General features: G+C 75.9%; 1 protein-coding gene. It reads left to right on the top strand.

Going from position 1 to position 2496, the window contains the following annotated elements; translation table 11 throughout:
- The first annotated feature begins 341 nt into the window (after positions 1-341).
- Positions 342-2357, top strand: a complete 2016-nt coding sequence (locus ACSNOK_RS32555) for a CASTOR/POLLUX-related putative ion channel (RefSeq protein ID WP_436784393.1) — start codon at positions 342-344, stop codon at positions 2355-2357.
- The last annotated feature ends 139 nt before the right edge of the window (positions 2358-2496 follow it).

Here is a 2496-nt window from a genome sequence, read left to right on the forward strand (position 1 = left end):
CCTCACGGCCGGGGCCGCGGGGTGGGCGGCCCCGGCCGTGAGGGTGGCCGCGGCCAGGGCGGCGGCCAGAACGGCGGTGGTTCGTGGCCTCGTTCGTCTCGTGCTCCACTCTCTTCTCATAGGGGGTAGCGCACTGCACGTCCGCGGGAGAGCGCAAGAGTGCCGTGGCGCACCCGCGCCGGGCGGCGTTCCGCCGGATCGGCAACGGATGAAGGTCACGCCCCCGAAGGGGTGAAAAACCATGCGCACGTCCGTCGCCATGGCCCGACCCTGTCACGCTGTAACCACGTGCTCGGGCGCCCGCGTGCCCGGGGCGACGGCCGGGCAGCGAGGGGGCGGTCATGGCGCGGCGGCGCGTTCGGTGGCGCGAGCGGGCGGGTTACTGGTTCGACAATACGTTGGCGCGTGGTGCCTCCGCGCTCATCGGCTGGCTGGCCCTGGCCTGCCTGGCCGTGGTCGTCCCGGTCAGCGCGCTGATGGTGTGGACGGCGCGGGACGCGCCCGCGTCGCTGCCGGGGAAGCTGGCCCGGGTCTGGCATCAGGCGGGAGAGACCCTGCGGCTGGGCGGGCTGGTCGGTCCCCCGTCGCAGGTGCTGCTGTCCGTGGTGCTCGCCCTGGTCGCCCTGCTCTATGTCTCGGCCCTGGTGAGTCTGATCACCACCGGGGTCAGCGAGCGCGTCACGGCCCTGCGCAGGGGCCGTTCGACGGTGCTGGAGGACGGGCACGTGGTGGTGCTCGGCTGGTCGGAGCAGGTGTTCACAGTGGTGGCGGAGCTGGTCGCCGCCAACGCCAACCAGCGGCGGGCGGCCGTGGCCGTCCTGGCCGACCGGGACAAGACGGCCATGGAGGACGCGCTGCACATCAAGGTCGGTCCGACCGGCGGCACCCGGGTCATCTGCCGCAGCGGCTCGACCACCGATCCGGCGGTCCTCCCCCGCGTCAGCCCGCACACCGCCGGCGCGGTCCTCGTACTGCCGCGCGACGGGCCCGCGGGGGACGCCGAGGTGGTCAAGACGCTGCTGGCCCTGCGGGCGGCGGCCCGCGCCGCGCCCGGACCGGACGGTGGCGTGGGCGGTCCGGGCGGTGCCGCGTCCGGGCCGCCCGCCGCCGAGGACGGCGGGGGCGGTGCGGCGAGTGGGGTCGACCCCTGGGTGGTGGCGGCCGTGCGTGACGCCCGTTACCGCCTCGCCGCGGCCTTGGCGGCCGGGGAAGGCGGCGTCGTCCTGGAGACCGACGACATCACCGCCCGGCTCGTCGTCCAGTCCGCCCGCAGGCCCGGCCTGTCCCTCGTCTACCAGGAACTGCTGGACTTCGCGGGCGACGAGTTCTACACCGTCCGCGAATCCTCCTTGGTGGGGCGAACGTTCGGTGAGGCGCTCCTGGCCTACCCGACGTCGTGTGCCGTGGGGATCGTCCGCTCCGACGGCGCCCTGGCGCTCAACCCGCCGTCGGACAGCGTCATCGGCGCGGCGGACCGGATCGTGGTCATCACCCGCGACGACGACACCGCCGTCGTGGCCGAGCCGCCGCCGGCCGTCGACGAAGCGGTGCTGGTCGCCGCCGTCCCGCCGGAGACGCGGCGGCCGGAGCGGGTGCTCCTGCTGGGCTGGAACCGGCGGGCCCCGCTGATCGTGGGCCGACTGTGCCGGTACACGGCGCCGGGCTCGGTCGTGGACGTCGTCGCCGACGACGCGCCCGCCACGGCCGCCTCGGTGCGCGCCGCCGACCGCGACGCCGGGGCCGCCCTGTCCGTCGTCCTGCGGCCCGGGGACCCGGCCGGCCAGGAGACGGTCGAGGCGGTGGACGCCGCCTCGTACGACAGCGTGATCGTCCTGGGGCCCGACCCCGTCCCGGGCGACACCGGCGAGGAGCCGGACGACCGCATCCTGGTCACGCTGTTGTTGCTGCGGGCGATGGAGGCGGCGTCCGGCCGGGAGCTGCCGGTGGTCACCGAGCTGACCGACGACCGGAACCGGGCCCTGGCCCCGGTGAGCCCGGGTGCCGACTTCATCGTCAGCGGCAAGCTCATCGGCCTGCTGATGGCGCAGATCTCGCAGAACCGGCATCTGGCCGCCGTGTTCCGGGAGTTGTTCGCCACGGGCGGCACCGAGATCCTGCTCCGTCCGGCGTCCCGCTACGTCCGGGCGGGCTGCGCGGCCTCGTTCGCCACGGTGGTCGAGGCGGCCCGGCGGCACGGCGAGTGCGCCATCGGCTACCGCGACCACGCGGGCGCCGCGCACGGCCCCCGGTACGGGGTGTGGATCAACCCGCACAAGGAGACGTCACGGCGGTGGACCGAGCGCGACGAGGTCATCGTCGTCGCCACGGTCCGGCTCGACCGGCCGGAGGACGGCTGAGGTCCGGGCGCCGCCGTGCTCGCCCTCGCCGGGGAGCCCGGAGCGGCGGCAGCCGGCCGGCGGCGGTGGGTTCCCGGGGCCCGGCCGGCGCCGGGCCTCATCCTTCCGGCCCGCCCCCGTCCGCTCCACGGCCCGGCGC

Source organism: Streptomyces sp. URMC 126 (assembly GCF_051386555.1).
Classification (GTDB): Bacteria; Actinomycetota; Actinomycetes; order Streptomycetales; family Streptomycetaceae; genus Streptomyces.